This is a genomic window from Vibrio sp. B1-2 (assembly GCF_963888445.1).
GTDB lineage: Bacteria > Pseudomonadota > Gammaproteobacteria > Enterobacterales > Vibrionaceae > Vibrio > Vibrio anguillarum.
Genome location: NZ_CAWPJH010000044.1, coordinates 49,961 through 65,397 on the forward strand (window position 1 = coordinate 49,961; position 15,437 = coordinate 65,397).

10 protein-coding genes are annotated in these 15,437 nt (G+C 44.5%); 3 read left to right on the forward strand and 7 right to left on the reverse strand.

The features are described from left to right. The first annotated feature begins 97 nt into the window (after window positions 1-97). The 3 genes from AACQ75_RS16895 (at window position 98) to AACQ75_RS16905 (ending at window position 3,720) form a co-directional block, all read left to right on the forward strand. Complete coding sequence (locus tag AACQ75_RS16895; protein WP_017044301.1) at window positions 98-1,036, forward strand: DUF3943 domain-containing protein; 939 nt, start codon at window positions 98-100, stop codon at window positions 1,034-1,036. Between the two features lie 202 nt (window positions 1,037-1,238). After that, window positions 1,239-1,751, forward strand: coding sequence for a glycine cleavage system protein R (locus AACQ75_RS16900; protein ID WP_013857004.1), 513 nt, complete (start codon window positions 1,239-1,241; stop codon window positions 1,749-1,751). A gap of 358 nt (window positions 1,752-2,109) precedes the next feature. Then, on the forward strand, window positions 2,110-3,720 hold the full coding sequence (locus AACQ75_RS16905; protein WP_026028013.1) for a methyl-accepting chemotaxis protein: 1,611 nt from the start codon (window positions 2,110-2,112) through the stop codon (window positions 3,718-3,720). A gap of 54 nt (window positions 3,721-3,774) precedes the next feature. Here the strand turns inward: AACQ75_RS16905 and nspC are convergent, their stop codons facing one another. From nspC to AACQ75_RS16940, 7 genes are all read right to left on the reverse strand, one after another. Then, on the reverse strand, window positions 3,775-4,908 hold the full coding sequence (gene nspC / locus AACQ75_RS16910; RefSeq protein ID WP_017046172.1) for a carboxynorspermidine decarboxylase: 1,134 nt from the start codon (window positions 4,906-4,908) through the stop codon (window positions 3,775-3,777). Between the two features lie 64 nt (window positions 4,909-4,972). Further along, the gene (locus AACQ75_RS16915) at window positions 4,973-6,217 is read right to left on the reverse strand and encodes a carboxynorspermidine synthase (RefSeq protein ID WP_170889111.1); all 1,245 of its coding nucleotides are present in this window, start codon (window positions 6,215-6,217) and stop codon (window positions 4,973-4,975) included. Window positions 6,218-6,233: 16 nt separating this feature from the next. Continuing rightward, window positions 6,234-9,122 (reverse strand): pyridoxal phosphate-dependent class III aminotransferase, encoded by a 2,889-nt coding sequence (locus AACQ75_RS16920; RefSeq protein ID WP_170889112.1) that lies wholly within the window; start codon window positions 9,120-9,122, stop codon window positions 6,234-6,236. A 543-nt stretch (window positions 9,123-9,665) separates the two neighbouring features. Then, window positions 9,666-10,811 carry a Na+/H+ antiporter NhaA gene (gene nhaA, locus AACQ75_RS16925; protein WP_170889147.1) on the reverse strand — a complete coding sequence of 382 codons (1,146 nt, stop codon included), beginning with the start codon at window positions 10,809-10,811 and terminating at the stop codon, window positions 9,666-9,668. A 279-nt stretch (window positions 10,812-11,090) separates the two neighbouring features. Beyond that, window positions 11,091-12,224 carry a lipocalin-like domain-containing protein gene (locus AACQ75_RS16930; RefSeq protein WP_094147886.1) on the reverse strand — a complete coding sequence of 378 codons (1,134 nt, stop codon included), beginning with the start codon at window positions 12,222-12,224 and terminating at the stop codon, window positions 11,091-11,093. After that, window positions 12,225-14,678: an FtsX-like permease family protein gene (locus tag AACQ75_RS16935; RefSeq protein WP_170889113.1), complete on the reverse strand. Its 2,454-nt coding sequence runs from the start codon at window positions 14,676-14,678 to the stop codon at window positions 12,225-12,227. Beyond that, complete coding sequence (locus tag AACQ75_RS16940; RefSeq protein WP_013857013.1) at window positions 14,659-15,330, reverse strand: ABC transporter ATP-binding protein; 672 nt, start codon at window positions 15,328-15,330, stop codon at window positions 14,659-14,661. The genes AACQ75_RS16935 and AACQ75_RS16940 overlap by 20 nt, the downstream gene beginning before the upstream one ends. Window positions 15,331-15,437: the final 107 nt, after the last annotated feature.

Here is a 15,437-nt window from a genome sequence, read left to right on the forward strand (position 1 = left end):
AAAGTGCAATATATAACGCTTTGAATGCTATTTTTCTCATAAGTTTCCTTATTTACATAATTTGCTGTTTTCATCACCGCCGCTTTAATAGATAATTGTGATTCTGATCATTAAAAACAAAACTTTGGAGCCCTCCGTGTCAAAGAAAAGCATCATACCATTGATGTTATCGTTTTCGGCTTGTGCTAGTGCCACTGCATACGATTTCAACCAACACATTGAGTTTTCCTATACGGTCGACTGCAATCAAATTTCTTGTTTTAATGACGATCCGAATATTTACCAATCGAACTCTCCATTTTTAGCAAGCTTAGCAGAGTCGCAACCGCTAAACCTTGAAGAGCCCGCGCTACCTAAATATCTTACCGTACAAGATACAAAAGACTGGGACTATCTCAAAGGCCAAACCTACACCATCTTAGGATTAAGCGTAGCAACCGTTGGTTTAATGACATTTTTGCCTGCATCCATTACCAAATGGGATGAAGAGGATCGCAGCATAAGCGGCATAGGCAGCAAATGGAAAGATAACGTATCATCCGGCCCCACTTGGGATAGAGATGAGCATTATCTCAACTACATTATGCACCCCTACTTTGGCGGCGTTTACTACACAGCCGCAAGACATGCTGGATTTAATGAGTTTGAATCTTTTCTTTACTCCGGTGTTATGTCGACTTTCTTTTGGGAATATGGCGTAGAATCGTTTGCCGAGATACCGTCATGGCAAGACTTATTTATTACGCCCTTTTTTGGTGCGGTTGTCGGTGAGCTGATGTTTGAAGCGGAACAAGATATTGTTACCACAGGTGGTGAAGTGTTGGGTTCATCGACTCTGGGTGATGTCACACTTTTCTTCCTCAACCCTGTTGGACATATCCATGGCTGGGTATCAAATGCTTGGGGAGGCGATGCCGAAGTAGAATTTAATGGCACGCCTTGGTTTGGCAACCAAGATGCCGCAAAGTTTGCTTTGGACTCAGGCGCTAGCTATGATTCGCAATTTTATGGCCTTAACCTCAAAGTCAGTTTCTAAAAAACAGGGCTAAACACAAGGCCAATGCCTAAAGCCAAGGCTATTTTTGTGGCCCAAGTATGAATACTGACAAGCAAAAGACTGCGTAAATGTAAAAAATTGACTCTCATCAAGTCTTATCTAAGATAGGCCTCTACACTGAAGTGAAAGGAATTCAAGATCAACGATTTATCTTTCGTTAGCTTGCTATGGGAGGCCTATTATGAACAGTACTTTTATCGTCAATTTCGTCGGCAGTGCAACACCAGCCACAATTAAACATCTTGCCGCTATCACTCATGAAAATGGTGGAAAATGGTTAATAAGTAAAGTGAACTTTATTGAAAACCAAGTAGCTGCCGTCATTAAAATAGAGTTACCGACCTCAAATGCCGTTATCGTTCAACAAGCATTTAGAGAACAACCCGATCTTCTGGTGCAGATTGTTGATTCTGACGTACATCAACACGAAAAAGAAACGATTTACCAACTGCGGATTGATGCAAACGACCGTGCAGGCATCGTCAACGAAATCACCCACCTTCTTGATAATCAAGGTATCAATATTTTAGATATGGATTGCCAACGCGTTTTTATTGCGGGTGGCGGCGGTGTCAGCTCAAGTTTATTTACCGCCAACCTAGCCATCAAGCTCCCTGCTGCGATACAAATTGAAGACGTAGCCGATGAGCTTGAAGCGCTCAGTGAAGATACGCGCGTGATATTAGAAGTGTAATCTCGTTTACGCCCCCGAAAAAAGGAAGCTGATGCTTCCTTTTTTATCGACCTCACTATCTATTAAGTAAGATTAAAGTTGTGATTCATTTAACAAAATCAACTAATTGCATTCGCGAAATGACGACCATATTCCAATATTAGAGAGCGGGTAACCATAATTAATCTAAGCCTGCAAATCCTAGATGCCGAATAACTTGAAGACGCCGTCAGATGGATAAACGGATGATTACTAATGAGCATTAACAAACCTTGTGACTCTAGCAATCAACGTAACCAACATCACGGTAACCTCAAGTACAACAGGTAAACCAATATGCCCAGCAATAAGGTTGGGTTGTTTTAATGGTGGTAACGTCATGTTGAAGCTTGAAAATATTAAGGTCAGCTACAAGCTGACCGCTATTATCGCGGTTGCAATTGTTGGCTTATTGAGCTTACTGTTCATTGCAACTAGCGCGCTGAGAAGTAACTTAGTCGTAGAGCGTGAAGCGAGGTTGAACGCAGTTATCGATACTCTCCTCTCACAAATCTCACACCTTCAGAAAACACTCCCCGAAGACGAAGCTAAATCACAGGCGAAAATACTCATCAACAACACACGTTTTGACAGCAACAACTATCTTTTTGCTATCGATGAGTCTCGTTACACCATTGCCCATCCGATTCGCACTGATTTGGTTGGCAAACAGATGGGAAGCCCAGGAAAAGATACGCAAGGCGAGTTTTGGTTCACTATGGTTGAACTTGGCAAAAATGGTCAACAAGGCACGTTGACATATCCTTGGCAGACTAACAGTGGAACACCCGCAGAGAAATTATCGGCAGTCCACGGGTTTGCGCCGTGGCATTGGATTATCGGCTCAGGCATGCTCATCAATGACATTGAAGAGGCAATCAACAAACAGATCCTCAAGATGGGAGGAGCGACATTGGCAGTTGTGTTTGTGATGGCAACGCTTGGGGTGGTCATCAGCCGAGCCATCATTATGCCGTTAGAGTCAATTAAAGAAGTCATGAAAAAAGTGGCAAGTGGCGATTTAACCGCACAAGTCCCAGTAATGGGAGAAGATGAGATTGGCATTGTGGCATGTCGTATCAATGACAGCGTAAGTGCAGTGCGTTTAGCATTAATCGAGTCGGTCACCTCAGCAAACCTGCTTGCAGAGGCCGCCATTCGCATCGCTTCTTCTGCGGAAGAAACTAGCCAAGCGGTGACCAGTCAACGTGACCAATTAAGTCAGCTCGCAACCGCGATGAATGAAATGAGTGCGACAGTTGCCGATGTTGCAGGCCATGCAGAAGAGACAGCAAGAGACACATTGGATGCCAGCAAAGAAGCCGGCTTAGGCGATAAAGACGTACATTCCAGTGTGGACAGCATTAAAGCGCTCTCAAAAGAGCTGGAAGTGGCTACTGAGCAAGTGCACAAACTCAAAGAAGGCGTGATGCAAATCAGTGAAGTTACCACAGTGATCAGCGGCATTTCTGAACAAACCAATTTACTTGCACTAAATGCAGCGATTGAAGCCGCACGTGCTGGAGAACAAGGTAGAGGATTCGCAGTGGTCGCCGACGAGGTCAGAAATTTAGCTAGCCGTACCCATCATTCCACTGACCAAATCCAAACCACCATTAACCGCTTACAGCAACTGGCCGTTAGTACATCAAACGCGATGCAAAAAAGCCAAGATCTCGCTTATAACAGTGTGGAGCGGGCAGAAAATGCAGGCAGCGATCTTTCCTTGATCGTCAGTCATATTCAGCATGTGAGTGATAAAGCAATTCAAATCGCCACTGCGGCAGAAGAACAAAGTGCAGTGGCCGAAGAAATGAACCGTAACGTCAGTGGCATTAACGATTCAGCATTGGAGATGTCACAATCGGCAAACTATTTGGCAGAAGAGAGTGAAACCTTGGCCGCTCTTTCACGCCAATTAGACGAAAGAATGAAAAGCTTTAAACTCTAAGGTGTGATTTTACAAAAATAGGCCTCACCCACTGTATGGTGAGGCCTATTGTCATCAGTTTACCGACCATTGAGATAATGAACGTTTAAAGTCTTCATAGCCAAATTCATTCAGTTTCTGAAGCTCTCCTGTACTGCGTTGACAATACACGGAAGGCATTTTAAGGCCATTAAACCAATTCAATTTCACCATGGTATAGCCCGCGCTATCCATGATATGCAACCGCTGGCCAATCGATAATGGCTGTTCAAATGAAGCCACACAAAATTGATCACCCGCTAAGCAAGAACACGAGCCAATGACATACTCATGTTCACCGTTCGCACTCGCTTCTAAGATAGCCGCAGGCTCTTTGTAAATCAGTGTGTCTAAACGATGCGCTTCAGTTGCCGAATCAACAATCGCTGTTTTCATGCCATTTTCAACGATATCGACGACAGTCACCACTAAATCAGCCGTTTTCGTGATGATCGCCTCACCCGGTTCAAGATAAAGCTGAACCTGATGCTTTTCTGAAAAGGCCTTAAGCGCTAATGCTAATTTTTCTAGCGGATAACCAGGCCAAGTGAAGAACACACCACCGCCTAGGCTGACCCAATCTAACTTATCCAGATATTGGCCAAAACGCTCAGAGATCGAATCTAATAACGCAATGAACGCATCAGCATCTTTGTTCTCACAGTTCATATGGAACATCACGCCATTGATAGTATCGAACACTGAGTTATCAATATGGTCTGTTTGAACACCTAAACGAGAAAACTGACGTGCGGGATTGGCAAGATCTTGCCCAGCGTAACTTACGCCGGGGTTTAAACGTAAACCCAATGATGCCTTGCCTTCAACTAAATGACGATAAGCGGCCAACTGGGATTGCGAATTAAAAATCATTTTGTCGCAAATATCGGCCACTTCTTTAACATCAGCTTCACTGTAGCCAACGCTATAGGCGTGTGTTTCACCACCAAACGTTTCGTAACCTAATTTTACTTCAAATGGGCCACTGCTGGTTGTGCCATCTAAGTAAGGTTTGATGATGTCAAATACTCCCCAAGTAGAGAAGCATTTTAAAGCCAAGACGAGTTTGACGCCCGACATCTCTTTGAGCTGCTTCGCGATTTCTAGGTTCGCGATCAACTGTGATTCATCAATCATAAAATAGGGCGTTTGGAGTTCGCTTTTTTGCATCTATTTATCACTCTCAAATTGAAGAAAGCCGACACATCTGCATCGGCTTAACTATCGAAAACTCTTATTTTAGAATTTTAATCTCTGGTTGCCCGATATCGAGCTCTTGAACATGCCAATCCAAACCTAATTCCGGCATCGTTTCTAAAAACAGATCAGGGTCAAGCTGTTCTAAGTTAAACACGCCCGCTTGTGCCCAATGCCCTTGGAAATACTGCAATGCCGCAGTAATGGCAGGAACGCCCGTGGTATAAGCGATGGCTTGGTGCTCTACATCATGGTATGCCACTTCATGGTCTGCATTATTGTAGATAAAGACACTGCGCTGTTTACCGTCCTTCCAACCTTGCACCCAAGTACCAATGCAAGTCAGGCCTTTGTAACCAGGGGCCAAAGAGGTTGGGTCTGGCAACATCGCTTTAAGCACTTGAAGTGGTTGAACCACAGTACCATCTTGCAGCGTCAATGGGTTTGGGCTCAATAAACCAATATCACGCATGCAATTGAAATAGTTGAGATAACGATCGCCAAAACCCATCCAAAATTCAATTCGTTTGGCCGGAATAAACTCTTTCATCGAACGTACTTCATCGTGCGACATGGAGTACACCTTGTGCTGGCCGCACTGAGGAAAATCAAATTCTAGCATTCGTGAATGGCAAGGAACACGCTGCCATTGCCCTTCTTCCCAATAGAAAGAGTCACCTTGAATCTCTAACATATTGGTTTCTGGATCAAAGTTAGTCGCAAATTTTTTGCCGTGATCGCCTGCATTAATGTCCATCACATCAATACTGTCGATTTCGTCAAAGAGGTGTTTCACCGCATACGCGGCAAACACACTAACCACGCCCGGATCAAAACCAGCACCGAGAATAGCGGTAATGCCTGCTTGCTTAAATTTTTCACGAAATGCCCATTGAGGATCATACGCTTCAGGCACTTGTTGACCTTCAGAGCAAAGGTCAACAGCAACCGATGTATCTAGATAGGAAACCTTGGCTTGATAACAGGCTTCCATGATTGGCACGTTTACCCAAGGAGGGCCAGCGTTGATCACAAGATCAGGCTGGACTTCTTTAATTAATGCAACTAACGAGGCTACGTCATCCGCCTTGACGGTGCGTGCCTCAAGTTTTTTAGTTGGATCTTTAAGGTTATTTTTTCCTTTGATCGATTCAATGATCTTCTCGCACTTTTCAAGAGTACGAGAAGCAAGAACAATATCACCGAGTATGTCGTTGTTTTGGGCCGCCTTATGTGCGACAACCCAGCCAACGCCTCCCGCGCCAATTTGTAAAATAGACATGGTTGTTTGTATTCCTTTATGCCTTGGCTAGCTCAGAGGCTAGTACTTCAATCTTATTAAGTAATGCTTTGAAATCTGACAATTGTAAGCATGGGTTTAAAATGGTGAATTTAAGCGCTGTTTTGCCATCCACAATCGTCTCGCCCAACACCGCGACACCACGTGTCAATGCTTCTAAACGCAACGCTTTGTTCAACTCGTCAAAATCTACCGCTTGTTTATCCACGGAACGGAATAACACGGTGGAGAGAGCAGGCTCAGCCAAGAGTTCAAAAGCATCGTGATGCTGAACTAAATCTGCCACTTGCAGTGTTTGTTCTAGCAGATGATCGTACATCTCACCCAAAGCCTTAGGGCCTACGTTTTGCATTGTCATAAACACTTTCAATGCATCAAAACGCTTGGTCGTAGAAATAGATTTATCCACCAAGTTTGGCAGTTCATCATGTTCACGGTTAAGGTAATCCGCATGATGCAGTAGATACTTGAAGTGACTTTTATCTTTGAGCAACACCGCGCCACAACTGATCGTTTGGAAGAACAATTTATGGAAGTCGACGCTGACCGACTGCGCACGCTCAACACCTTGCAAACGTGCTTTATGGCTACTTAGAACCAATGCGCCGCCGTATGCTCCATCCACATGCATCCAGAGATCATGTTGCTGTGCTACATCCGCGATCGTCGACAGATCATCAATCGCACCGTGATCCGTTGTGCCTGCTGTTCCAACAATAGCAAAAGGAATAAGACCTTCCGCTTTCGCTTGTGCAACAACCGCTTCCAGTTTGGTGACATCCATTGTGCCGTTTGGATTCGCATCAACCGCCAAAATGGCTTTCTCGCCCAACCCCATCCAAGAGGCCGATTTTTGCACGGTGAAATGCGATTTTTTCGAGCACACAATACGCAGCTTATCGGCATACTCAGGTAAGCCCAGCTTTTGAATAGAATGACCACTTAATTTATCGGCAATCCAGTCACGAGCTAACATTAAACCCATTTGGTTACTTTGCGTGCCACCACTGGTGAAAATACCATCCGACTTAGCGCCGAGTTCGTATTTTTCACACATCCAATCAATCACTTTCTGCTCAACATAGGTAGCAGAAGACGATTGATCCCATGAGTCCATGGACTGGTTTAACGCACCAATCATCGCTTCAGCCACTACTGATGGCATCAAGGGTGGCGTGTGCAGGTGAGCAATACAATCTGGGTGTTGAACGATAATGGAATTTTTGGCTACCAGATCTGCCATTTCAGAAATCACATCCTTCAATGGCGCATTTTTGTTATCCAAATCTACTGCGTAAATCGCTTCTTCAAGCTGCTTTGGATCCAAACCTGAATAAGGCGCTTTGGCTTGTTCAAAAACAGCTTTCATCGCAGAAGTGGCATGGTTCATCACATCGGCAAATTCATTGCTGCCCATTTCACCGGTTTGGATAAAATGCTTCTTCCACGCTTTGTTTTCTGGCTCTGGATCTTTCTCGCCGCCACCTGCGGCTAAAATCGCCGCTTCAAGAGTGCGCAGGGCAAAATCGATCTGCTCGAATGAGATGATAATCGGTGGTAAGAAACGAATAACAGATCCTTCACGGCCACCTTTTTCAACCATCAACCCACGCTCAAGTGCCGCGCGTTGGATAGCGAGTGTTAATTGGCCATCGGCCATTGGCTCGCCAAATTTGTTCATTTCACCGTTTGGTTTACGAATCTCGAGGCCGAGCATCAAACCTTTGCCACGAACTTCAGCAATACAATTCACTCGGCGTTGAATCGCTTCAAGACCTTGGCGTAGGTACTGACCCGCGACATTAGCGTGTTCAACGAGGTTATCACGTAAAATAATTTCTAACGCTTTCGCACCAGAAACCATGGCCAATTGGTTACCACGGAACGTGCCTGTGTGCTCACCCGGTTTCCAAGTATCGATCTCTTTCTTGAACACAAGAATAGACATTGGTAGACCACCACCAATGGCTTTAGATAGGCAAAGAATATCAGGACAAATTCCAGACTCTTCAAATGCAAAGCGGTAACCCGATTTACCCACGCCACACTGAATTTCATCGAAAATTAATAAAATACCGTGTTCATCGCAGATACGGCGTAGTTCACGCAGCCAGAATGCTGGAGCGGGAATAACGCCACCTTCACCTTGAACAGGTTCAACAATAATGGCCGCCGGTTTCATGATGCCTGCTTCGTCATCGTTCAGCAGACGTTCGATGTAGCGAATGCTCGCTTTGGCACCTTCATCGCCCCCTAAACCAAACGGGCAGCGCAAGTTGTATGGGAATGGCATAAAATGCACATCCGACATTAACCCTGTGCGACGAGCTTTAGTATTCAGGTTGCCCATCATGCCCATCGTTCCGTTGGTCATACCGTGGTAAGCACCGCGAAACGCAAACATGGTGTTACGACCCGTTGTCTGCTTCACCAGCTTGATAGCCGCTTCAACGGCATCCGCACCAGAAGGTCCACAAAATTGAATCGCGGAATTTTTTGCAAACTCTTCAGGCAAAAATGCTTTTACTTGCTTGATGAATTTGTCTTTAGCGTGCGTTGTCATATCCAATGTCTGATATGGCAGACCTGAATCTAACTGCTCTTTCAGTGCTTGATTGATCTCAGGATGGTTATACCCAAGCGCCAACGTTCCCGCGCCCGCTAAGCAGTCGAGGAAAATTTGTCCGCGCGTATCTTCTACTAACGCACCATAAGCTTGCTTGATGGCAATCGGTAGACGGCGTGGGTATGAACGAACTTCAGATTCATGCTCAATTTGATCGAGTAGAATTTGGTCCGGTGTGAGATCATAAATACCTTCAACAACAGGTACCTGAGATGAAAAAATGTTTGCGATAGTGTTATCGACTTCAAAGGCTGTGCTCATTTCCCTTCCCCTTGAATGTGAAAATTTCCGCCTATTTCCTTGGTTTGGTTTGAATATAAGGAAATATGACATAGCAATAAGCTCCGTATTAGCCAAAGGGCAAAAACGGAAATTGGTTCATCGTCTTCGATGAAAGATTACTAAATCAGAGAATCAAGGTTCGGTGATAGAACTGTCTTCAAGCACAGGGCATAGAGGAAGTACAAAGCTGATTAACGTCAGTGTGTTAAGTGATGATGAGTTCAATGTTGGGTTTCCCATTCACATGCAGCTCCCGCTGCAAGAGTATCCCGTCTATCAACAAAAGGACTTGCTGATACCTACCCTACGTAATGTCACAATCAGCCTGAATGGTCATTACGCGTGTCCCCCAGAAGCTACTGTCCGAGATTGGTGCGAAAAATATCAAAAAATAATTACGCTGGCAATAATTTTCAATAAATCGATAAAAACTTAAATTTTCTATTGATTAAGAATATTGATAAATCAAATGGTTAGTTTATAAAATGAATCAGCCCTCGTATTACGGAGGGCTGATTATTCTTATGCGTTTTTTGGCAAAGATAAACGAAGCAATATATAGCCTACAATCGCGGCAGTGGTCGAGCCCATTAATATACCGAGCCGTGCAAACGTATCAAATTCAGCATTGGTCGGTCCAAAAGCCAATGACGAGATAAAAATCGACATTGTAAAGCCAATACCACATAGCACTGACACGGCAAAAATATGCTTGAAATTGATCCCTTCAGGCAATTTAGCGACACCGAGTTTCACCGCAGCCCAACTGAAGGTAAAAATACCCAATGGCTTACCAATAAATAGGCCAAGAGCCACGCCCAAAGGCAACATTGACGTGAGGCTAGATACGGAGATCCCTTCCAGTGAAATCCCGGCATTGGCAAATGCGAACAATGGCAGAATACCAAAAGCGACATACGGGTGTAGCGCATGCTCAAGATGTTTTAGCGGAGAATATTCGCCTTTATTACCTTTCAGCGGAATAGCAAAACCAATCACTACACCAGCCAAGGTTGCATGAACACCAGATTTAAGTACGGCAAACCATAAAATCGCACCGACAATTAAGTAAAGGCTGATTTTGGTAACATGCTTGTTGTTTAGTATAAAAAGCACACCAGTCATTAAGAAACCGACGGTTAACGCAATGGTAGAAAGATCACCGCTATAAAATAGCGCAATAATGACCACAACCCCTAAGTCATCAATAATCGCAAGCGCCAGCAAGAACACTTTTAAGCTGATCGGAACACGTTTACCCAATAGCGCCATAATACCTAGCGCAAACGCAATATCAGTGGCCGCTGGGATCGCCCAACCTTGAATCGCTTGTGCATCACCAGCCGTAAACAGCACGTAAATTAATGCTGGAGCAAGCATACCGCCGACGGCAGCAATGGCTGGGAAAATAGCCGTTTCTTTGGATTTAAGAGCACCTTCCAACAATTCACGTTTGACTTCTAAACCAATCAACAAAAAGAATACGGCCATTAAGCCATCATTGATCCAATGCGACACTGACATTCCAAACACGTAGGAATGTAAAAAAGATTGGTAAACATCATTTAGCGGTGAGTTAGCAATCATCATTGCAATTGCAGCAGCAATAACCAGCAAAATACCACCTGCTGATTCCATCTTGAAAAAGTCGCGAATCACATCACTCATGATATCGTCCTTATAGTTATGCATGTTAATAAACCATTAACAAATGAATATGACAGAGTTTATACAGTAGCTGATAGAAGTAAAAATCGCTTGTTCAGATATTAAGAATCGGAATTTCCGAGTCAAGCATAACAATACAACGTATATTCCTTGGTTTTCACTATTTTCCCATTGTTGATTAGTTTTCATGCATAACAATTTTACAACAAAATAAAAAAGGTTCACAAAAACACAAAGGCCAAGAACAACTTGACCTTTAGATTCCGCAAATATTTGAACTTAGTTGCTCGTTAGTTGCATGAAACCCGTCACCTTATGACTACCATCGGTGATAATGGGGCCTTCCCAATAAGGGATCAGAAAGGGTGACCACAAATCGCGATTCACCGCTTTCGTCACCAGATGAATATTATATTTAGGGATGTTTACCACCCATTGTAACGGGATGTCACGCTCATTCTCCGACGCGGCAGAAACGACAGGAACTAAATCAATTTCATCAGCAGATAGTGCGATCGTGGTGCCCGAATCTTTCACAATTGCCCCAAACAAATAGGGCTCTTGCTGAAAATAACGATAGCGATTAACCAATAAGGTTGTTTTGCTATCGAGTTTAACGAACAACTTATCCCATCCCTGTTTAGCGTTAGGCAGTAGATTATTACCCCACTCCTTGCTCAGCCATGCATTACCTGTGACTTGAATGGGTTGAGAGTTAACACCTAAGTTGAGCACACCTTTGACCTGCAAAAACGGTGCTTGGAGACTATATGAGGCTAAAGAGAGTGAATCATGCTTTTTTTGGTATCCCTGCTGACCAGGTAATACAAATGGCCCAGAGAGGTTATTTTTTAATGAAAGTGAAAACGTATCCGTCGCTACGTCTAATACTCCAGGAAATGGAGTCGTCCCCGGTGCGCGCCAGTTCCAATTATCAATCCACATTTTAAACGGTTTTAATTCTAAGCCGGCTTGACCAATTCCGCCCCGCGCAATCCGCTGTTCACGCCAGACTTCATTCTTTGAAGAGATCACCACATAAGCAAGATAAAGCTGAGGACTAAGCCATCCATTGGCATCTCGAGCTTCATTAGCGAGACGAAAATAACTCCACTGGATCCCATATTGCTGCCCATGCTCATCACTGACATTCGCAAAGTAATGCCACCACTCATGTTCAAAACCTTGATGAAAATTGAAATCTTGAGGAAGTCGTACCGGGCGATTAGGAAGCACGAACTCGAACGGGTGCTCTTTCGATATTGATGATGTATCCATTTGCTTAGAAGCTGTTTCAGAAACGGCATATTCTGAAATCGTTTGCTGTGCCTGCCAATACTGGTGCCACGAATAGAGGCCGAACAATACAGCAATCAACAAAGAGCACAAAAGTACGAGGTATCGTTTCATCATTTATAACGCGTCTCTAAATGAGCTAATCGGTGGCCTTCTGACCAAACGAATAACCGGGATTGCACCTGCGCACATCAAGGTCACCATCGCCCATGCTGCCGTTTTCAAATACTCCCCGGGGATCAACTGCAGTTGGATTGTCCAACCAAAGGATTGTTTAATCACGATGTCCACCACAAGACGAGCGAGTGCAAGCCCTAACGGCATCGCAATCACGAGCGCTATCGCCCCAAAAACACATAATTGCAAGCTGCCAATCACCACCAGCTCTTTACCAGAAACACCCAAACAACGCAGTAGCGAAACGTGTCGCTGGCGGGAAACCTCTCCGGCTAACGTAGCAAAGAAAATACCACACACGGCAATCAACAAAGTAATACGCCCGAGCGTATCGGCGATGGCAAAGGTTCGGTCAAACACCCGCATCGCTTGAGTGTGGATGTGATTGTTATCAAATATCCGCTCAGGGCCTAACCTAAATACCGATTCTAGTCGCTTCTTTAATCCTTGGTCATTCACACCTTCGTGCAAAACCACTCCTAGCGCCACATTTCCCGTACTGGCAAACGCAAATAACCAATTTTGGTGTGACAATAAGACTTGGTGGTAAGGGTTACCATAATCGTAATACACTCCCACGACTTGCCACTTTTGGCCCAAAGGCTCAGAAAGGTCAATAAAATCACCAGGCTTAATGCCTAATTTAAGCGCCATGGATTCACTGATCATCAAACTCTTTGAATGGTGTAAATCATACCAATAGTTAGGAACAGCAAGTTTAACCGTCAACGAGTCTAACTCACCATCGGAGATACCCGTGCTGACCACTTGCAATGCGCCTTTGTCAGTGGAGAAATCTTTTTCCCAACGCCACCAAACATCATTGACCTCAGGCTGCGCTTTCAACCAACTGCTCATTCTTGATGCAGAACTGTTGGTAGGATAGACATAAATATCGGCCGCTAAACGTTGGTTTAACCATTTTTCAGTAGTGTCTCTAAAGCTACCAACCATGGTTTCAATGCCAATATTCGCCGCCATAGCAATCATAAATGCCATAGTTGCGACACCGCGATAGCTCATACTGGCGGCTGCATCGGCAAAGAACCAACGCGCTTTTACCCAAGCGAGTGAATAGGAAAAACTGTTGAACAGCGTCCAAATAAGATAAGGCGTAAACAACGCAACACTGAGTAACATCAACGCAATAATTGCAAAACCAGAAAGTTGCGTTTGTGGAACTTGATACACGGCAATCGCCGCGACAGTCAATGCGCAAGCAACAAGGGCTTGCAGGCGAAATTCTGTGCCAGCAAATCGAAGCAAAGAGAGACGAGCCGAAAGACGAATAGGCTGCGATTTTAGCAACCGGACGAGGGGCCAAGCGCACGCCGCAAATGCACCAATCAACGCCATGGCTAAACTGTAACTACTCCACTGCCAATTCCAGCTAATCGATAAACCAACATTAGCATCATACAAGTCACCCAAACTGGCTGAAACCGCTGGAATAAGTTGATTAGCCAATAATAACCCCAATCCGTTTCCGCATATCCAGCTAAGCAGGACCATGCCAAACAACTCAATCACCAATGCTTGGGTAAGCTGCCAGCCAGAAACGCCCGCTTGCCGTAATAACCCGACTAAAGGTTGACGCTGGATTAAAGATAAAGACATGGCTTGGTAGAATATGAATAGCCCGACCAAAAATGCCAACATACCCATTGCATTGAGATTGAGATGAAAAGCACGCGTGAGTGATTCCAGCTCAGTGCGAGAACTACGGACTAGCGTCAAACCATTAGGTAAATTATCTTTTAGTCTTTTCAGTTTCTCTGGCGGCATATCACCACAAGCAATAACAGATAAGCCCGAACTTTTCTTGAGCATTCGCACCAAGGATAGATCCGCAATAACGCGTGTGCCGTTGATGAGATCTTGTTGATCGATCTGAATAGGACCTAACTTTGATTCATCATCAAGCACGATAAAATCACCCGTTTGCCAACCTTGGAGACGAGCGAGATCAACACTCACCAAAATAGGATACGGCGGATTCATCAATGATAATGTCGAAAATTCAGATAGAGGAAGGCCGCTATTGGTTGGCAACATCGCGACGGGATCAAGCCCAATCAGCGAAATATCCGTGCCATTTTTTGTCGTCAAACGATGGTTTTCAAAAGGAGCGCACTGAGAAAATCCATCACGGCGCAACTGAATATAGAAACCTTGGGGGATTTTATTGGCAATATGCTTGGAACGAATACGATAAGGTAATGGATTAGAAAACAGCTTTTCGCCATGTTCATAACTTTGACGAGCATGCTGGTTGATGGCCGTCACTCCCACCAACAATGAAACGCCAAGCGTTAAACCCAGCCATACTAGAATGATTTGTAAAGGATAACGCCGATAATGACCAAGTAGCGCCTTAACTACGGGCCATAACATGCAACAACCCTCCTTGTAAACGTACGCGACCATCCATATGCTGCGCGACTTTTTCACTGTGCGTCACCAATAATAACGTGCAATCCAGCTGGCGAGTTAAGGTCGTCAATAAACGCATCACCGCCTCGGCATTACGCTCATCAAGACTACCGGTTGGTTCATCTGCTAATAAAATCTTAGGCTCCATGTACAAGGAGCGCGCGATCGCAGCACGCTGCTGCTGCCCACCAGAAACCTCTTCAGGGTATCGGCCTAGCAACGGCATTAAATCAAGCGAAGAAAGAATTTGACGCAGTAAACCTTGGTCTTCCGGCATTCCTTTCAACTGACGACAAAAGCGAATATTATCCGCGAGATTGAGGGTGGGAAGAAGATTAAACTGCTGAAATATATGACCAATGTTATTTCGGCGATAAGCGGTACGCTTATTTTCTGACGTGTCATGCATGGCAAAACTTGGAAACCAAATTTCGCCAGAATCGACAATATCTAATCCGGCAATAAGGTTGAGTAATGTACTCTTACCCGAACCACTTTCACCCATCAATGCGATTTGGTCGCCTCGGTTTAACGTTAACTCTGCCCCCTGTAGCACGGGATGAAATTCATCGCCATCTAGATAGCCTTTACACAGGTTGGTCAGCTGTAACATCAAATCGCTCGCAATCGACTAAAATTGGATTGTGAATCTACACTAATTCTCCTGTAGTAGAAAGCATTTTGGATACCGGATCACATTATGTGCATCAAATTGCACCA